This is a genomic window from Shewanella spartinae (genome assembly GCF_019457555.1).
In the GTDB taxonomy this organism is placed as follows: domain Bacteria; phylum Pseudomonadota; class Gammaproteobacteria; order Enterobacterales; family Shewanellaceae; genus Shewanella; species Shewanella loihica.
On the sequence record NZ_CP080418.1, the window covers coordinates 4208691 to 4223864 of the forward strand.

At 58.8% G+C, this 15174-nt stretch carries 15 protein-coding genes; all 15 read left to right on the top strand.

Annotated elements, in window-relative coordinates; genetic code table 11:
• The first annotated feature begins 7 nt into the window (after positions 1 to 7).
• The 15 genes from K0I31_RS18185 (at position 8) to K0I31_RS18255 (ending at position 15100) form a co-directional block, all read left to right on the top strand.
• Positions 8 to 256 (top strand): acyl carrier protein, encoded by a 249-nt coding sequence (locus tag K0I31_RS18185; protein WP_011867307.1) that lies wholly within the window; start codon positions 8 to 10, stop codon positions 254 to 256.
• Positions 256 to 804: a COG4648 family protein gene (locus K0I31_RS18190; protein ID WP_220079277.1), complete on the top strand. Its 549-nt coding sequence runs from the start codon at positions 256 to 258 to the stop codon at positions 802 to 804. Before K0I31_RS18185 ends, K0I31_RS18190 begins: the two co-directional genes overlap by 1 nt.
• Positions 801 to 2162 (top strand): AMP-binding protein, encoded by a 1362-nt coding sequence (locus K0I31_RS18195; protein ID WP_220079278.1) that lies wholly within the window; start codon positions 801 to 803, stop codon positions 2160 to 2162. Before K0I31_RS18190 ends, K0I31_RS18195 begins: the two co-directional genes overlap by 4 nt.
• Positions 2155 to 2526 (top strand): ApeI family dehydratase, encoded by a 372-nt coding sequence (locus K0I31_RS18200; RefSeq protein WP_220079279.1) that lies wholly within the window; start codon positions 2155 to 2157, stop codon positions 2524 to 2526. Before K0I31_RS18195 ends, K0I31_RS18200 begins: the two co-directional genes overlap by 8 nt.
• Positions 2526 to 4244, top strand: a complete 1719-nt coding sequence (locus K0I31_RS18205) for a glycosyltransferase family 2 protein (protein WP_220079280.1) — start codon at positions 2526 to 2528, stop codon at positions 4242 to 4244. Before K0I31_RS18200 ends, K0I31_RS18205 begins: the two co-directional genes overlap by 1 nt.
• Positions 4245 to 5807, top strand: a complete 1563-nt coding sequence (locus tag K0I31_RS18210; RefSeq protein ID WP_220079281.1) for an HAL/PAL/TAL family ammonia-lyase — start codon at positions 4245 to 4247, stop codon at positions 5805 to 5807.
• A 10-nt stretch (positions 5808 to 5817) separates the two neighbouring features.
• Positions 5818 to 6252 (top strand): acyl-CoA thioesterase, encoded by a 435-nt coding sequence (locus K0I31_RS18215; RefSeq protein ID WP_220079282.1) that lies wholly within the window; start codon positions 5818 to 5820, stop codon positions 6250 to 6252.
• Positions 6249 to 7004, top strand: a complete 756-nt coding sequence (locus K0I31_RS18220; RefSeq protein ID WP_220079283.1) for an outer membrane lipoprotein carrier protein LolA — start codon at positions 6249 to 6251, stop codon at positions 7002 to 7004. Before K0I31_RS18215 ends, K0I31_RS18220 begins: the two co-directional genes overlap by 4 nt.
• Entirely contained in the window at positions 7001 to 9505 is a 2505-nt protein-coding gene (locus K0I31_RS18225) for an MMPL family transporter (protein ID WP_220079284.1), read from the top strand. The genes K0I31_RS18220 and K0I31_RS18225 overlap by 4 nt, the downstream gene beginning before the upstream one ends.
• Positions 9502 to 10761, top strand: a complete 1260-nt coding sequence (locus K0I31_RS18230; protein WP_220079285.1) for an NAD(P)/FAD-dependent oxidoreductase — start codon at positions 9502 to 9504, stop codon at positions 10759 to 10761. The genes K0I31_RS18225 and K0I31_RS18230 overlap by 4 nt, the downstream gene beginning before the upstream one ends.
• A complete protein-coding gene (locus tag K0I31_RS18235) occupies positions 10752 to 11324 on the top strand; it encodes a DUF3261 domain-containing protein (protein WP_220079286.1) in 573 nt (190 codons plus the stop codon). The genes K0I31_RS18230 and K0I31_RS18235 overlap by 10 nt, the downstream gene beginning before the upstream one ends.
• A 32-nt stretch (positions 11325 to 11356) precedes the next feature.
• A complete protein-coding gene (locus K0I31_RS18240) occupies positions 11357 to 12562 on the top strand; it encodes a beta-ketoacyl-[acyl-carrier-protein] synthase family protein (RefSeq protein WP_220079287.1) in 1206 nt (401 codons plus the stop codon).
• A gap of 71 nt (positions 12563 to 12633) precedes the next feature.
• Positions 12634 to 13137, top strand: coding sequence for a hotdog family protein (locus K0I31_RS18245; RefSeq protein ID WP_258406664.1), 504 nt, complete (start codon positions 12634 to 12636; stop codon positions 13135 to 13137).
• Entirely contained in the window at positions 13134 to 13859 is a 726-nt protein-coding gene (locus K0I31_RS18250) for a 3-ketoacyl-ACP reductase FabG2 (RefSeq protein WP_220079288.1), read from the top strand. The genes K0I31_RS18245 and K0I31_RS18250 overlap by 4 nt, the downstream gene beginning before the upstream one ends.
• Complete coding sequence (locus K0I31_RS18255; protein ID WP_220079289.1) at positions 13859 to 15100, top strand: beta-ketoacyl-ACP synthase; 1242 nt, start codon at positions 13859 to 13861, stop codon at positions 15098 to 15100. The genes K0I31_RS18250 and K0I31_RS18255 overlap by 1 nt, the downstream gene beginning before the upstream one ends.
• The last annotated feature ends 74 nt before the right edge of the window (positions 15101 to 15174 follow it).

A 15174-nucleotide genomic window follows, 5' to 3' on the forward strand; every position in this document is an offset into this window, starting at 1 on the left:
AGGCAGCATGCAAAATCGTGAGCAAATTCTACAGATGCTGACTCAGATCCTGGTGGATGAGTTTGAAATCGATGCCGACGACATCACCCCAGAGGCATCTCTGTATCAAGAGCTGGATCTGGACAGCATAGACGCTGTGGATCTGGTGATTAAGCTACAACAACTCACGGGCAAGAAGATCCAGCCCGACGAGTTTAAGGCCGTGCGTACCGTCGACGACGTGGTAACGGCTATCGAAGGGCTAGTGAAGCAGTAATGCGCCTGTTCCTGCAACTAGTCACCGGCCTGGTGGTGCTGGGGTACCCCCTGGCCGTCTACTTCGGCCTGAACTATTTGCCGCCGGGCGTGATCGCCCTCCTGCTCTGCTCTCTGCTACTGCTCAGGCTCGCCTTGCAGAGGCAACAGGTCAGGGCTATGATGCTGCCAATCGTCGTGGGCATCTTCCTGACCGCGGGCAGCTATCTGGCGAAGCAGACTGCCTGGCTGCTCTACTATCCCGTGGTGATCAACCTGAGCATGTTGGCGCTGTTTGCCTACTCCCTCAAACATGGTCCCACCATGATCGAGCGTCTCGCCAGGCTGAAGGAGCCGGATCTGCCCGACGAGGCGATCCCCTACCTGCGCAAGGTCACCCAGATCTGGTGTGGTCTGTTTGTCTTCAACGGCGCCATAGCACTCTACACCGCCAGCGCCACTAGCCTGGCGACCTGGACCCTCTATAATGGATTTATCGCCTATCTGCTGATCGGTACGCTGCTCGGCGGAGAATGGTTATATCGCACCTTCTGGTTGAAAAAGTCATGACAGCCCTACTCAAACATTGGCTCAGGCATGGGCCGGCGAGCCAGCAGCTTATCAGCTTCAATCACCACGATATTCTGACGGGTGAGGCCTTTACCGCCCAGGTAGCCGCCATCTTCGAGGCCCTGAGCCAACACAAGGCGAGGCGCTGGCTGTTAGCCTGCGACAGCAGCGACCTGTTCGCGGTCGGCCTGTGCGCCGGTCTGCTGGCGGGTAAACAGCTTATTCTGCCCGCCAACACCCAAAGCGGCACCCTGAGCGAACTCACCCATGAGTTCGATGCAGTGCTGGCAGACAGCCCACTATGCGAGGCCAAAGACTATGTCGCCCTGCATAAGGATCTCAAACATCCTGGTCCCTGGCCAACCAGCGAAACATTTGGCGAGCTCATTCTCTACACCTCAGGCTCAAGCGGACAGCCCAAGGCGATCACTAAAACACTGGATCAACTCGATGCCGAGGTGACGGTGCTGGAGCAGACCTTTGCCAATCACCTGCCCCAATGCAGCGTGATCGCCACCGTCTCCCACCAGCATATCTATGGTCTGTTATTTAAAGTGCTCTGGCCCCTGGCCGCCAGCCGCCCCTTCCTGAGCGATCTGGTGGAATACCCAGAGACCCTGACCTATTACGCCAACCTGTTCCCGAATCTTTGCCTGATCAGCAGCCCGGCACAGCTCTCTCGCCTGCCCGATGCCCTGGAGCATCAGCCGCAGCTGCGCGCGCCCAGCCTGATCTTCAGTTCGGGCGGCCCGCTGAGCCTGGAGGCCGCCAATGCCATCGCCCACTGCTATGGCAAGCCGCCTATCGAGGTCTTCGGCAGCACGGAAACCGGCGGCATCGCCTATCGTCGTCAGCAGGACAACCAGCAGAGCTGGCGCGCCTTTGCCACCCACGAGATCAAGCAAGATCCAGACAACGGTGCCCTCTGGCTCAAGTCCCCTTACCTGGAGAGCAGCGACTGGCTCAGGTGTGACGACAAGATACAGCTTATCGCCCCCGGCGAGTTCGTGTTGCAGGGACGACTGGATCGCATCGTCAAGATAGAGGAGAAGCGCCTGTCACTGGTGCAGATGGAAGCCCTACTGGAGAGCCACCCCTTGGTGGATCAGGCCGCGCTCGTGGTGCTGGAGCAACCCAGGGTACAGCTGGGCGCCGCCATAAGGCTATCTGCCGAGGGCAATACTTTGCTGGAACATGAAGGTAAACTGGCAGTCAACAACGCCCTCAAGCAGCATCTGCTAAGTCAGTTTGAGCGCGTCACCCTGCCAAGACGCTGGCGTTACCCCGCCGAGCTACCGCTCAACACCCAGGGCAAGCGTATCCACAAGGAGCTGTTGGAGTTGTTTCTTCATGATTAAATCTAACCTGCCACCCATCATGGCCAAACGTTGCCTGGAAGATGGCGTCGAATGGCAGCTGCGCATCGATGCCGATCTGCCCTACTTCGAGGGCCACTTTCCCGAGCAGGCGGTGCTCCCCGGCGTAACTCAACTGGATTGGGCGGTACAGCTGGGCGCCAGCGAATTTGGCTATGCGCCCCAGGTGCAGAGCCTAGAGGTACTCAAGTTTCAACAGTTGATCCTGCCCGGCAGCGAGGTGCAACTGAAGATCAGCCTCAATCGCGCCAAACATAAGCTCACCTTCGCCTACTATCAGGGCGAGCAGCGCTTCGGCTCGGGCCGCATCTGCCTAACGCCAAACGACAACGAGGAGAGAGGCTGATGCAGCTGGCATTAGTCATTCCTAACTACAACCATCGCCAGGCGATCAAGGCTACCCTTGCACGCCTGGAGCCCTTGGGACTCACCTGTTATCTGGTTAACGACGGCAGCGACGACGAAACCCGTCACCTGCTCTGCCAGCTGGCGGCGCAGCACGACTGGGTGCGCCTGCTGCATCATCCCTTCAACCGGGGCAAGGGCGCGGCGGTGATGACGGGCCTCAGGGCCGCCTATGCCGATGGCTTTAGCCATGCGCTGCAGGTAGACGCCGACGGTCAACACGATCTTGACGATATTCCAAAGATGATAGAGACGGCTAAGGCTCAGCCCCAGGCGCTGATCTCAGGCCTGCCGCAATACGACGAGTCAGTACCCAAGGGGCGCCTCTATGGCCGCTACCTCACTCACTTCTGGGTCTGGGTCGAGACCCTGAGCCTGGATATTCGAGACTCCATGTGCGGTTTTCGCGTCTACCCTCTGGCCGCCACCGAGCAGCTGTTTCTCAACGAGGCACTGGGCGAGCGCATGGACTTCGATATCGAGGTGTTGGTCAAGCTCTACTGGCAGGGCGTCGAGGTAAAACACCTGCCGACCAGGGTGATCTACCCAGAAGATGGCACCAGCCACTTCCAGGGCTTCAAAGACAATGTGCGCATCTCCGCCATGCACAGCAAACTCTTCTTCGGCATGTTAAGACGCATGCCACAGCTGCTGCGCCACAAGCGCAGCCGCCCCAAGACGGTAAAACACTGGTCTCGCATGGGCGAGCGCGGCAGCTACTGGGGCATCAAGCTGTTGGCCACCAGTTATAAGCTGGGCGGCCACTGGCTATGCCGCGCCATCATGTATCCGGTGATCTGCTACTTCTTCGCCACGGGGAGCACGGCGCGGCGCGCCAGCCAGACTTTCCTGCGTCAGGTGCAGCGACTCGAACCCAAGCATCCGGATCTCCAGGGCGAGATAAACTGGCGCCACAGCCTCAAGCACTTCATCGCCTTTGGCAATGCGGCGCTGGATCGTATCGACGCCTGGTGCGACCGCATCAAACTCAGCCAGGTCGACTTTCCCGACCGTGAGGTACTCGCCAAGCCGCTGGCCCAGGGACAAGGTGCCGTGCTGCTGGTTTCCCACCTGGGTAACCTGGAGCTTTGCCGCGCCATATCGATTCACCAGCGCAAGGTAAAGGTCAACGTCATGGTGCTGACCCAGAACGCGGAGAACTTCAACCGGGTACTCAAACAGCTAAACCCCGACAGTGCCCTGAACCTGATCCAGGTGACCGAACTGGGCCCCAGCACCTCGATGCTGTTGCAGCAGAAGATAGAGCAGGGAGAACTCGTGGTGATCGCCGGCGATCGCACCTCCACCAGCAGTGAGGGCCGGGTATTTTACGCCCCCTTCATGGGTAAGGAGGCGCCCTTCCCACAAGGTCCGTTTATTCTGGCCAGCCTGCTGGACTGCCCCGTGTACCTGATGTTCTGCCTCAGGGAAAACGGTCGCTACCGGGTGCACGTAGAGCACTTTGCCGACACCCTCAAGGGGCCGCGTGCCGGCCGCATGGAACGACTACAAGCAGCGGTGAATCGTTACGCCGAGCGTCTTGAACACTACGCCCGCCGTGCACCGTTGCAATGGTTTAACTTTTTCGATTTTTGGCGCAAGGACGATGAACTCCTGCGCGAGGCCAAGCCTCAAACGCCTAACAGGACAGAGAAATAGATGACACAGACGACTCAATTCCCCGCCTCCGCCACCCTGGTCGAATTTGGCCAGCGTAATCTCAATCTCGAGGAGGTCGTTGCCATCGCCAAGGGCGCCAAGGCCCAGCTCAAGGAGAGCGCCGACTATCAGGAATATATCCAGAAAGGTGCCCGCTTTATCGACAGCCTGTTGGCCGAAGAGGGCGTGGTCTATGGCGTCACCACTGGCTACGGCGACTCCTGCACAGTCACAGTCGGCCTGGATCTGGTGCACGAACTGCCGCTGCATCTGTCGCGCTTCCACGGCTGTGGCATGGGTAACATTCTCTCCGTCATGCAGGCTAGGGCCGTGATGGCGTGCCGCCTAAGCTCGCTGGCCGTGGGTAAATCTGGCGTCAGCTACGAACTGCTGAAACGCATCGAGACTCTGCTGAACCTGGGCATCACCCCGGTTATCCCCGAAGAGGGCTCTGTGGGCGCCAGCGGCGATCTCACCCCTCTCTCCTACCTAGCCGCCGTGCTAGTGGGTGAGCGCGAGGTGATCTACCAAGGCGAGCGCCGCGATACCGCCGATGTGTACCGTGAACTAGACATTACGCCGTTGACTCTGCGTCCCAAGGAGGGTCTGGCCCTGATGAACGGCACCGCCGTGATGACGGCGCTGGCATGCCTGGCCTACGACAGGGCCCAATACCTGAACCGTCTGGCCAGCCGAATCACCGCCATGGCCTCGCTGACGCTCAAGGGTAACTCCAACCATTTCGACGACATACTATTTGCGGCCAAGCCCCATCCGGGCCAAAACCAGATCGCCGCCTGGATTCGTGAAGATCTCAACCACCATGAGCATCCACGCAACTCGGATCGCCTACAGGACAGATACTCGATCCGCTGCGCGCCGCACATCATAGGCGTGCTGCAAGACGCCCTGCCCTTCATGCGTCAGTTTATCGAGACCGAACTCAATAGCGCCAACGACAACCCTATCGTCGATGGCGAGGGTGAGCACGTGCTCCACGGCGGCCACTTCTACGGCGGCCATATCGGCTTCGTGATGGACTCGATGAAGAATGCCATCGCCAATATTGCCGACCTTATCGACCGTCAGATGGCCCTGGTGATGGACCCTAAATTTAACAATGGCCTGCCCGCCAACCTCTCTGGTGCCCAAGGCAGTCGCAAGGCGATCAACCACGGTTTCAAGGCGGTGCAGATAGGCGTATCGGCCTGGACGGCCGAGGCACTGAAAAACACTATGCCTGCCAGCGTCTTCTCACGCTCAACCGAATGTCACAACCAAGACAAGGTGAGCATGGGCACTATCGCCGCCCGCGACTGTATGCGCGTGTTGCAACTCACCGAACAAGTGGCCGCTGCTGCGCTGCTGGCCATGACCCAGGGCATTCACCTGCGTATCGCCCAGGGCGAGCTGTGTCATGCCTCGCTCACCGCCTCTGTGGCCAAGACCCTAGATCAGGTCAGCGCCGACTTTGAACTGCTCACCGAAGACAGACCCCTGGAAACCGTGCTTAGACAGACGGTAGACAAGATCCAACAGGGACTATGGGAAGTGTGTCACTAGGAGGCGCGAGATGAAGGCACTGCTCACCACAGAGATGGAGATGGTCATCCCCTTCCACGACGTCGACTCTATGGGGATCACCTGGCACGGTAACTATCTGAGGTATTTTGAGATCGCCCGTTGTCAGCTGCTGGACGAAATAGACTATGGCTACCGCAAGATGCAGGCCTCAGGTTATGCCTGGCCCATTATCGATCTGCAGATAAAATATGTGCAGGCCAGCACCTTCGAGCAGAGGGTCAAGGTGATCGCCAGCCTGGTGGAGTGGGAGAACCGTCTCAAGATCACCTATCAGGTACGCGACGCCGAGACCAACCAGCGCCTGACCAAGGGTTATACGGTACAGGCGGCGGTCGAGATGCAGAGCAAGGAGCTCTGCCTGGTCACCCCTGACTGCTTCAGAGACAAGATAGCCCACCTGCTGCCCAGCGAGGCGCAGGCATGATGACCTCTTTGCTTCACCGCATCACTTGCCTTCACCGCATCGCTAAGGCCGGCCTGTTTTGCCTGCTGTTTTGTCCAATGTTCTGCCTGGGCCTCGTTAGTTTCGTAACTCACGCAGAACAATCAACCGATTATGAGGCACTTTTTAAAGCTAGAGCAGACAATACTGCCCTATCCAAGCTGGTAACCCGCCTGGGCGGCGGTGAGTCAGCAAGGGGCGAGTTTACCCAGTCCCGCTACCTCAAGGTGCTGAAGAAGCCGCTGGTGAGCCGCGGCGAGTTCCTGTTTCAGGACAAACTGGGGATCGCCTGGCTACAGACAGTGCCCTTCCCCTCTGGCCTGGTGCTGACGCAAAACACCCTGGTGCAGATAGATGCCGACGGCAACCGTCAGATAAGCCACGCCGATGACAATCCACAAGCGGGCGTCATGGCGCAGATGATGCCCAATCTGATGAGTGCCCTGCTAAGCGGCGATCTCGCCCCCCTGCAGGCGCAATTTACCCTGCATCTGCAGCAGCAAGCAGAGTGCTGGCAGTTGGGCCTGGAGCCGATAGACCCCCTCATCAAGCAGGCGATGCCACGCATAGTGCTACAGGGAAGCGAGCAACTAGAGTCTCTCAGCCTGTTAGATAACCGCGGCGATCTCAGCGTGATCGAATTTAACGCCCTAGCGCAGCGTCCGCTGACGGCGGATGAGCAGGCCTATTTTAAACTCGACGCCGACCCTCGCCCCGCGACAGAGGCGAGATGATCCTCAGACTCAGCGACCGCCTGGGTCGCCTCTCTGCCAATACCCGCCTGGTTATCTGGCTGGTGCTGCTGGCCGCCATGGCGCTGCTAGCCGCACAGGCGCTGAGCCGCGGCGCCGGGGTGCAGAGTGACATCCTGGCCATGCTCCCCAAGATCCAGGAAGATCCCCTCACCCAGAGGGCGATAGACAGGGTCGAGCAGCAGCTGGCCAATCGCATCTACCTAGGGGTCGTCAGCCCGGACCAAGCCACCGCCGTCAAAGGCGCCAAGCAACTGCTGAGTGCACTCCAGGGGGCTCCCGAGGCCTTTACCCAGGTGCAGAGCGCCGATATGCAGGGCGCCCAGGCCCTCAATCGCTTCTATTTTCCCTATCGCTTTCACCTGCTCACCGCGCAGCAGAAAGATCTGCTCGCAAGTGGACAATTAGCCAAGTTAGAGGCTAATACGCTCGCCCAGCTCTACAATGCCTTCGGCTACGCCAATAGCCAACTACTGAGCCAAGACCCGCTTCTACTCTACCCCGAGCTACTGAAACAACTCTCGCCCCAAAGTCGCCTCAAGGTAGTCGACGGCATTCTGGTAGGCCAGGAATTAGCCCAGGAAGCCAGATCAAACAAAGACACGCAAGGAAGCAGCGTCGCCATCGTCATGGCCCAGGGAGTCGGCAGCGCCTTCAACCCTAATGCGCAGGAGCGACAGTTAAGCAAGCTCGAAGAGGCGATAAACCAGATGAGGCAGCACCTTGGGACCGAGCAAGAAGTGACCGTAATAAAAGGTGGCGCCCTGTTTCATGCCGCGGCGGCAACAACACAGGCGAAAAGAGAGGTCTCCAGCCTGGGGCTCGCCTCGCTGATCGGCGTTATCCTGCTGGTTTGGCTGGCGTTTCGCTCTATCATGCCACTGACCATAGCCGCGCTGACTATAGCCACCAGCCTGCTGTTCGCCCTAGGCGCGACCCTGTGGATCTTCACCCAGGTTCACCTGCTCACTCTGGTATTTGGTACCAGCCTGATCGGGATCGCCATCGACTACAGCTTCCACTTCTACTGCGAACGGCTGCAAAGCCAGAAAGCAGATTCAGGGATAACCGCGACTAATGCCGTCGCCCGCGTGTTTCCCGCCGCCAGTCTGGCACTGCTCACCACTGTCATCGCCTACCTAGCCATCGGCCTGACGCCATTCCCCGGCATGCAGCAGGTAGCCGTATTCTGCGCCGCGGGACTCCTCGGCGCCTATCTGACACTGATCTTCGCCTATCCCAAGCTGGCCAATAGCACCATGAGACCCGGCGATCGCGCGCTCGGCCTGGCGGCACGTTACCTCAATGACATGCAGACCATAGCGCGGCCCATTAATGGGGCCAAAGGAATAGCAATTGCCCTCGGCCTGCTACTCCTGACTATATTTGGCCTGAATAGACTCGGGGTAAACGATGATATTCGCGCTCTGCAACAGAGTCCTCTGAGCGTCACCCAAGGCGAGCAGCGACTGCGCCAGGTAATGAGCGGCGGCACAGATAACCAATTTATCCTGGTACGGGCAGAGACCGCTGAGAAACTGCTGACAAGGCTGGAGGCACTGTCGCCGACGCTCGGCTCACTGCAACACCAGGGCGTGCTAGGTAACTCGGTTAATCTGGCCCACTACCTGCCCAGTCAGGCAAGCCAGCAAGAGGCCTATCGCCTACAAGGGCAGATCTACCACAAGCTGCCTGAGGTGTTAGCGCATCTAGGATTAGATGGCGACTTGGCACCCTCCCTGATGGCGAGCTTCGAGGCCAGCGCCAATGAGACCATCACCCCAGATAAATTCTTCGCCTCCCGTGCCGGTGAACTGTTCGCGCCCCTATGGCTGGCGCCCGATGGGACTGATGCTCAAGCTCAAATGCAAGCACAAACTCAAGCTCAAGCTAAAACACAGCCGAACGATAATACCTCTGGCAGTGACGGCGCCACATACGGCGCAATTGTCCTGCTGGGCGGCATCACAGATCTTCACGCCTTAACCCAGGCAATCAGCCCATTAAGTGGCGTAACCTTGGTGGATAAGGTGCAGGATATCTCGGATGTGATGGCCAAGTATCGCAGCCTGACCCTGAGCCTGCTGGGCCTGGCGCTCGTCGTCGCAGGGCTTATCTTCTCGCTGCGCTTCGGCCTCAAGATGGCCCTGTGGATCACGGCCGTGCCCGCCCTGGCGGCGCTGCTCACCCTGGCGGGACTCGGCTTGGCTGGCTCACCACTCACCCTGTTTCATGCACTGGCGCTGATCTTGGTCTTTGGCATAGGCGTCGACTACAGCCTGTTTTTCGCCGAGAGCCATAGAGGCGAAGGCGTTATGATGGCAGTATTCATGTCCGCCTGTTCGACCCTGATGGCCTTCGGTCTGCTGGCCTTCAGCCAGACACCGGCCATCCACTATTTCGGCCTGACATTACTCTTGGGGATAGGCCTGACCTTCGTGCTCTCCCCCTTTATTCACACATTAACAAGGATTGATAAGTGACCCCTTTCGCGCAAACAGCCGCTCAGACGGACCATTATGATGTGATAGTGATAGGTGCGGGCCCCTCGGGCAGCGTTGCCGCCAGCCTGCTGCATCAACAGGGTAAGCGTGTCTTAGTCTTGGAGAAGCAGCACTTCCCCCGCTTCTCCATCGGCGAGAGCCTGCTGCCCTGCTGCATGCAGGTGATTGCCGAGGCCAATATGCTCGATGCCGTCAATCAGGCGGGGTATCAATTCAAGAACGGCGCGGCCTTCAACGCCAATGGCCGCTCGACCTATTTCGACTTTACCGACAAGTTCACCCCGGGGCCGGGCACCACCTTTCAGGTCGAGCGCGGCGACTTCGATAAGCTACTGGCCGACACTGCCGTCAGCCAAGGGGTCGAGATCCGCTATGGCCAGCGCGTCGATGCGGTAGATCTCAGCCATAAGCCTAGGCTCACCATCAGCGACGAGCAGGGAGCGAGCTATGAGCTGAGCGCCGATTACCTGCTGGATGCCAGTGGTTTCGGCCGCGTGCTGCCTAGGTTGCTGGACCTGGAGCGTCCCTCCAATCTACCAAGCCGCACGGCGATATTTACCCATATCCAAGACAATATCGACAGCGTCGACATGGGCGACTACCACTTCGATCGCAACAAGATACTGATCAGCGTCCACCCGGATAATCGCGACATCTGGTATTGGCTGATCCCCTTCAGCAATGGCCGCTGCTCGCTAGGTGTGGTGGGCGAGCCTCACCTGCTGGGCGAAGAGGCCGATCTAGAGGCCACACTGATGCGCCTGGTGCGGGAAGAGCCGCGCCTCAAGCAGCTACTCAGCCGCGCCGAGATAATACGTAAGCCCGCCAAGCTGGCTGGTTACTCGGCCAACGTCAGTACCCTGGCTAGCGATAAATTTGCCCTGCTGGGCAACGCCGGTGAGTTTCTCGATCCCGTGTTCTCCTCTGGCGTCACTATCGCGATGCAATCAGCCTCTATTGCGGCTAAATGTGTCGTGAAACAGCTCAATGGTGAATCGGTCGACTGGCAGACAGAATATGCCCAGCCACTAATGCGCGGCGTCGATACCTTCAGAACCTATGTGCAGGCCTGGTACGATGGCCGCTTTCAGGATGTGATCTTCTATCAGAACCCCAACCCTAAGATTAAGCAGATGATCTGCTCTATCCTGGCGGGCTACGCCTGGGACGAGAGTAATCCTTTTGTGGCCGAGTCTGAGCGTCGTCTCAACATGGTGGTCGAGCTATGCCGTTAAGGGCGAGTCTCCTCATCTGCATGGCGCTGCTACTGAGTGCCTGCGCCCACAAGCTAGACAGGCAAACCTGTATGGCCCTGGCTCAGGGGGTAGACTATTGCCTGGCGCCTCTGCCCGACTCGGCGCCCGTCAGTCAGAGCCAGCTGGTCAAACTCAAGGTGAAACAGGCCAGGCATCAGCTGCTGAGTCAGCTGGATCTGACCCCCGAGTCGCTCACCCTGGTAGGCCTGGCCCCTCTTGGACAGCCGCTGTTTACCCTCAGCTATGACGGCCAGCGGCTGATCAGCGAGCAGAGCGTCTTATTGGGAGATCAATTTAAGGCCGAGTATCTCCTTGGGCTGTTGCAATTGATATACTGGCAGCCAGAGGATGTAAATCACCATTTACAAGGCGCGACACTGGCCGACTACGCCTGTGATGCAGCCTATTGCAGAAGATTATATGCTAGCGATGGCGAGACAATCATGGATATCCGCTATAGCCGGAAGAGCCCCTGGACAGCCGAGGTGACGCTAGATTTTCACCAGGCTCAGCTGACGCTGAACATCCAGCCGCTAGAGTAAACCAGAGCCTAATAGCCAAAAGAACGGACACGATGACACAGATAGCTATCACCCACCTAGGATTATGCACCCCATTGGGCGACGATCCCCAGACCGTCTTACGCCGCCTGCTCGATGGCGATACCCAGGGCATGAGGTGGCGTGATGACCTGATCCCTGACAGCCAGGTATTGGTGGGAATGGTCACCACAGAGTTGCCGAGCATAGCGCCCGAATTACAAAGATTCGACTGTCGTAACAATCAGTTACTCCAGCGCGCCGCCGAGCAGATCGCCCCTGCGGTCGAGGCAGCCAAGACTCAATACGGCGCAGATCGCATAGGTATAGTGCTAGGCACCAGCACCTCGGGTATCGCCAGGGGCGAGAAGGCACTGGCCTACCGCGCCGAGCATGGGGTATTGCCCGCCGATTACCTCTACTCCAAGCAGGAGCTAGGTAACAGCTGTGACTTTCTGCAGCACTATTTCGACCTCACGGGCCCCTGCTATACGGTATCGACCGCCTGCTCATCCAGCGCCAAGGTATTCGCCAGCGCCAAGCGCCTGCTCCAGGCCGGCGTCTGCGACATGGTGATCGTCGGCGGCGCCGACAGCCTGTGTAAGCTGACCCTGAACGGCTTCCACTCGCTGGAATCTGTCTCCAAGGCCCATTGCCAACCCTTTAGCCGTAACCGCGACGGCATCAATATCGGTGAAGGCGCAGCCCTGTTTACCCTAACCTTAGGCGAGGCCGAGCTGATGCTCGCGGGTGTGGGGGAGTCCAGCGACGCCCACCATATCTCTTCACCCCATCCAGAGGGCGATGGCGCCGTGGTCGCCATCGAGATGGCACTCAAGGATGCAGCCATAGCTCCGTCACGGGTTGGCTACATCAACCTGCACGGCACGGCGACCATAAAGAATGATGCCATGGAGAGTCGGGCCCTGCTAAAGGTGTTCGGCGAGCAGCTGCCACCAGTGAGTTCTACTAAGCCGCTCACCGGCCATGCCTTGGGCGCCGCCGGTGCCTTGGAGGCGGCCTTCTGCCTGCTACTTCTCTCAGATCTTAATCGAGAGCATGGGCTGCCGCCTCAGGTGGGCGATCAAGAGTGGGATGGCGACAACCCGGCACTGCCCTTCGTATCACAGGGGCACAGCACTCGGCCTGAGAATGCCAGGCTCGAATATGTCATGAGCAACTCCTTTGCCTTTGGCGGCAGCAATGCCAGCGTCATCTTCTGCCGGGGAGCCAAGCGATAATGTCAACGCAAGATTTACCGCCAGATTCACTTACTATGTCTAATCCACAAGCTATGTCTGAGCCACAAGCTATGCCACAGCCAAACACAGCGCTTACCGAGATCCCGCTTGAACAGGTGTTGCCACACCGCGCCCCTATGATCTTGATCGACAAGCTGCTCGAGCAGGCGCCAGATACACTGCTTACCGAGGTGAGCATAAGCACAAACAGCGCCTATTTCGACGCTGCCAGCCAGTCTGTGCCTAACTATGTGGGCATAGAATATATGGCTCAGAGCATCGCCGCCCTCGCAGGCCTGGAGGCCAGCGCCCGAGGCGAGCCTATTCGTGTCGGCTTCCTGCTCGGCACACGCAAGTTAACATTCGCAATCCCCGCCTACCGACTCGGCGAGCGTTATCAGACCCGGGTCAGCCGCCTCTATCAGGAAGATAACGGTCTGGCGGTGTTTGATTGTAAAATATTCCACAACAATCAACTTGTGGCAGAGGCTAATGTCAATGTATTCCAGCCTCAAGACACCCAGGCCTATATTCTGGAGAGCCAGGCGGGTACAGAAGAAGAGAAAGCAAGATGAATAAACGTGTATTGATCACAGGTGCCAGTCGCGGCATCGGCAAAGCCATCGCCCTCAAGCTGGCCGAGACAGGCTATGATATCGCCCTGCATTTCCACAGCAATCAGGCGGCGGCCGATGCAACCCAGACAGAGCTCGAGGCATTGGGGGCCAAGGTGAGCCGCCTGCAGTTTGACGTGGCAGACCGCGCCGACGTCAAGGCTGCCATAGAGGCCGATATCGACCAGCACGGTGCCTACTATGGCGTGGTGCTCAACGCTGGGATCACCCGGGACACCGCCTTTCCTGCCATGAGTGACGAAGAGTGGGACGGGGTGATTCACACCAACCTGGACGGCTTCTACAACGTAATCCATCCCTGCACCATGCCGATGATCCAATCACGCCAAGGCGGGCGCATCATTACCATGGCGTCTGTCTCCGGCATCGCGGGTAACCGTGGCCAGGTCAACTACAGCGCCTCCAAGGCGGGCATCATAGGTGCCACTAAGGCGCTGAGCCTGGAGCTGGCCAAGCGTAAGATCACCGTTAACTGCATCGCCCCAGGCCTTATCGAAACCGATATGGTGAGCGAATTCCCCCAGGAGATGGTCAAGGAGCTGGTACCTATGCGCCGCATGGGCAAGGCCTCGGAGATCGCCGGACTGGCCAACTTCCTCATGTCTGATGACGCGGCCTACATCACCCGCCAGGTGATCTCGGTAAACGGTGGCATGATCTGATGAATAACAAGACTCGACGCGTAGTGATCACCGGCGCCGGCGGCGTCACCGCCCTAGGGCACGACTGGCCTAGCATCGCCCAGCGCCTGCAGGCCAAGCAAAATTGCGTGCAGCGCATAGACGAGTGGGACAGATTCGACGGACTCAACACACGTCTGGCCGCACCGGTCACAGACTTTGAGCGCCCGAGCCACTATTCGCGCAAGAAGATCCGCTCCATGGGGCGCGTCTCTGTCATGGCGGCCTGGGCCAGCGAAAAGGCGCTGATGGATGCCAACCTACTGGACGATCCCATAGTCACCTCGGGCGCCATGGGCATCGCCTATGGCTCCTCCACCGGCAGTACGGATCCCATCATCGCCTTCGGCGACATGCTCAAAGAGGGCGACATGTCTGGGGTCACGGCCACCAGCTATATCCGCATGATGGCCCATACCACTGCGGTCAACGTCGGTGTCTTCTTCGGCCTCAAGGGCCGGGTACACACCACCAGCAGCGCCTGCACCTCGGGCAGTCAGGGCATAGGCTACGCCTATGAGGCGATCAAATATGGTCAGCAGGATCTCATGTTGGCCGGCGGCGCCGAGGAGCTCTGCCCCACCGAGGCCGTGGTATTCGATACCCTGTTTGCCACTAGCACCAAGAATGATACGCCAAGTGAGACGCCGAGCCCCTTCGATCGCGACAGGGACGGCCTGGTGATCGGCGAAGGCGCCTGTACCCTGGTGCTGGAAGAGCTGGAACACGCCAAGGCCCGCGGCGCTAAGATCTACGCCGAGCTAGTGGGCTTCGGCACCAACTCTGATGGCCTGCATGTGACTCAGCCTAACGCCGAGACCATGGAGGTGGCGATTCGCCTGGCCCTGAAAGATGCCGACTTAGACGCCGACAAGATAGGCTATGTCAATGCCCATGGCACCGCCACGGATCGCGGCGACATCGCCGAGACCCAGGCCACTCAGGCGGTGTTTGGCGAACGCATGCCCATCTCCTCCCTCAAGAGCTACACGGGCCATACCTTAGGCGCATGCGGCGCTCTGGAGGCCTGGCTCAGTGTCGAGATGATGAATGCCGGCTGGTTTGCCCCCACCCTCAACCTCAAGCATATCGATCCCGCCTGTGGTCAACTGGACTACATCAAGGATGAGGTTCGTCAGCTCAACACCGACTATGTGATGAGCAACAACTTCGCCTTCGGCGGTATCAACACCTCGCTGATCTTCAAGCGCTGGCAAGACTAACATCGAAACAACCACCACGGATGATCGCGATCGAGTCATAAGACTCATCGCGGTCGTCGGCGGCTGGCACAGGC